The sequence below is a fragment of the Protofrankia sp. CiT1 genome, from assembly GCF_917627335.1.
Classification (GTDB): Bacteria; Actinomycetota; Actinomycetes; order Frankiales; family Frankiaceae; genus Protofrankia.
The window spans coordinates 12,432-15,714 of sequence record NZ_CAKJTP010000030.1; the positions used below are offsets into that span (position 1 = coordinate 12,432).

A 3,283-nucleotide genomic window follows, 5' to 3' on the forward strand; every position below is an offset into this window, starting at 1 on the left:
CGCGAGGCTACTTGCCGAGCGACGCCGCGTCGCCCATGACGATCAGCGGCCGGCTGGCGGGCGACAGCCAGGCGAGAATGGCGACGATCCCCTCTCTCGTCACGGCGACGCAGCCCTGGGTCGCGCAATTGTGATCAACATGCAGCCAGATACCGCCGCCGGCCGCCGTACCGAGCGGGCGCTTGGGGTCTGACGGGGGGTAGCCGGGCATCCGGTTGTAGTCAATCGCTACCACGTAGTCGAACGCGGCCGCCATGTCCGGCTCACCGGTCTGATAGTAGGACGGCCGGTACTCGTAGGGCATCAGCGTGCCCGGATCGGGCTGACGCCCGCCCGCGGCCGTCAGCGTGAACACACCCACGGGGCTGCATAGATCACCATCGTAGTGATTCAGGGACCAGCCGTTTGCCCCGTTACGGCCGGCAAGCGGAGCCGCGGCCCGAGTCCACCCAGCGCATGCATCGGTGCGCTGCCACAGAGTGACCGTGTTCGTCGTGGCCGTCTGGTCGGGCGCTGAGACCACAATCACCTGGCGGTTCACGTCGGCGATCCGCTCGGACATCTCCGCACCAAGATCAAAAATAGTCACATACATCATCCGACCGTCCCTGCCTCCCCTCCGCAGCCTGATGTGCCTGGTTCAGGCACATGTAACGCGCCAATGGCGTCTTCGACAAGTGCCGTGGTCAACTCGGTGGCCTTCCGGAGTGGGCTCATCCGCCAGCGGCAATGAAAAGACAGCTCCGCCCCCGGAGCTTGTCCCGTTCGGTGACCCGATCGGGACGGCCTGCCACCCTGCCGGATGGCAGAAAATCACACGTACGGCTGATACTGCTCGCAACAACCGCTCTTAGAGCGCCCGGCAATAGGGGACGCGGCGTCGCGGGGCCAGGGCACGCACCTCGCCGCGTTGTCGTCAGTCGCCACCCAACACCTCCGGTGGCTCCCTCCTCCGCCTCGCGCCGCACGCACCCCAGCCCCACTCCTTGATCCACACCCCTATTGCCGGGCGCTCTTATTTTTGGCGCGAACAAACAACGCGAAAACACCGGCGCAGCCGGACGCGCCGTCAGCAACGGTCGGCGTAGGCGGTTCGTGACGACTCTCGCGGTCAGCGGCTGGTAATCCTGGCATCACGGGCCGCGCCGCCCCACATCGCAGCGATGTGAGAGCCACGGTGGGCCGCCGCTGGGAGGGCGAGGGGGCCTGACGCCGTGGTCGTCAGAGGCGGTAAGTTGGTCTGGAACTCGGTCAGTGCCGCTCTGTCAAGACTTGGAGGGCCCGGGAACAGCTTGTTGCCGGGCGCTGGTGGCCGAGGGCCGGCTCATCAAGCGAGAGGGGATCTCCCAGTGGGCTCCGTCAAGGCCGCACGTCGACCGATCTAGGGCGTATCTGATGGATGTTGGTCGATGCGGACGATGATCCATCAGACACGCCCTGGCCGGGCTGCCCGCACGGGGCTGACTCGGCGTCGTTCTCGTGTGTGACGGCTTGCCGCCGGCTGCCGGCTACTTTCCCAGTGACGGAGGTCTTTTCCCGTGGATTACCTTTCCCGCATGTTCGCCCGGACACTTCGCGACGATCCCGCCGAGGCTGAGACAGCCAATCACAAGCTGCTCGTTCGTGGCGGGTACGTCCGGAAGGTCGCTTCCGGCATCTACACCTACCTTCCGCTCGGGCTTCGTGTTCTCCGCAAGGTCGAAGAGATCGTGCGCGAGGAAATGACCGCCGCCGGCTGTCAGGAAATACTGATGCCGGCGCTGCTGTCTCGTGAGCTGTGGGAGCGGACCGGCAGGTGGGCCGACTATGGCGACCTGATGTTCCGGGTGGCAGACCGCAAGGGAGCGGAGTTCTGCCTTGCTCCCACGCACGAAGAGCTGGTGACCAGCCTGATCGCACATGAGGTCAGCAGCTATCGAAACCTGCCGCTGAGTGTGTACCAGATTCAGACCAAGTACCGGGACGAGTTGCGGCCGAGGTCCGGCCTCATTCGCGCTCGTGACTTCATCATGAAGGACGCCTACAGTTTCCACCCGGACCTGGACTCGCTCCGTGCCACATACAACGTGATGTACAATGCCTACGAGCGTGTGTTCACCCGCTGTGGCCTTCGTTTCCGGGCTGTGGAGGCGCAGGCCGGCGAGATCGGCGGGGATGTGAACCACGAGTTCATGGCTCCGAGCGAGATCGGCGAGGATCTGTTCGTCTATGCGCCCAACGGCAGTTATGCCGCGAACATGGAGGCTGCTTCCGGTCAGCGGCCCATCGCGGTGGAGCCTGGGACGCAGCCGCTCCGGCGGCTCCACACGCCGGGCGTTCCAGGAGTCGAGGAACTCGCCGCGCATCTGGACCTGCCGGCGAGCCGGATTCTGAAATGTGTCCTGTACAAGATTCCGCGCTCCGGCGGCGAACAGGATCAGATCATAGCTGTCCTCTGTCCGGGTGACCGTGAGATCAACGAGTACAAGCTCACGGCGATTCTCGGAGCGGCGCCTGTCCTCCTCGGTGAGAGCGACTTCGCGGCGAACCCCGGTCTGGTCCGCGGGTACGTCGGGCCGCAGGGGCTTGCGGCCCACGTCAGCCGGATCGTCGCAGATCATCATATAGCGGCTGGCCGTGACTGGTGCACCGGGGCAAACGAAGTCGACTATCACGTGGCTGGCTGCAACCAGGGACGCGACTTCGAGCCGGACGAATACGCGGACGTGACCAATGTCCGGTCAGGTGACCCCTCGCCGGACGGCACGGGCCCGCTCGCGGTCGAGCGGTCGGTCGAAATCGGCCACATCTTCCAGCTCGGCACCAGGTATTCCGTGCCTCTCGCCGCGACATTTCTTGATGACAACGGCAAGGACGCGCCCATGGTGATGGGCTGCTATGGCATCGGCATCAGCCGGATTCTTTCGGTTGTTATCGAGCAGCACCATGACGAGAATGGGATCGTGTGGCCAGCGGCGCTTGCTCCGTATGACGTCGAAGTGATTCCGCTGGGCCGGAAGATCGATGAGGAGATCGTCAACTCGGTCGCCGGACCGCTGGTGGCGGAGGGGCTTGAGGTCCTCGTGGACGACCGGACCGGGAATTCCGCCGGCGTGAAGTTCGCGGATGCTGATCTGCTCGGCTGCCCGGTACAGATTGTCATAGGACGCCGTGCGGCGGAAGGAATCGTCGAGATCCGCACGCGGGACCGATCGGTCGTGACCGAGGTTGAGATCACGGATCTGCCCAAGACGGTGGAACACCTTCGCCGCAGTCTGTAACCCGCCGTTCTACCGCGGCCCGG

At 64.8% G+C, this 3,283-nt stretch carries 2 protein-coding genes; one reads left to right on the top strand and one right to left on the bottom strand.

The features are described from left to right. Nucleotides 1-7 precede the first annotated feature (7 nt). Complete coding sequence (locus MJ785_RS07720) at nucleotides 8-598, bottom strand: L,D-transpeptidase family protein (RefSeq protein ID WP_239307902.1); 591 nt, start codon at nucleotides 596-598, stop codon at nucleotides 8-10. Between the two features lie 940 nt (nucleotides 599-1,538). Between MJ785_RS07720 and MJ785_RS07725 the strand changes: the two genes are divergently transcribed. Then, complete coding sequence (locus MJ785_RS07725) at nucleotides 1,539-3,260, top strand: proline--tRNA ligase (protein ID WP_239380265.1); 1,722 nt, start codon at nucleotides 1,539-1,541, stop codon at nucleotides 3,258-3,260. The last annotated feature ends 23 nt before the right edge of the window (nucleotides 3,261-3,283 follow it).

What these genes read in the sequence shown, in the direction of transcription:
- MJ785_RS07720 (WP_239307902.1), bottom strand. Translation starts at nt 598, where the DNA reads ATGATGTATGTGACTATTTTTGATCTTGGTGCGGAGATGTCCGAGCGG.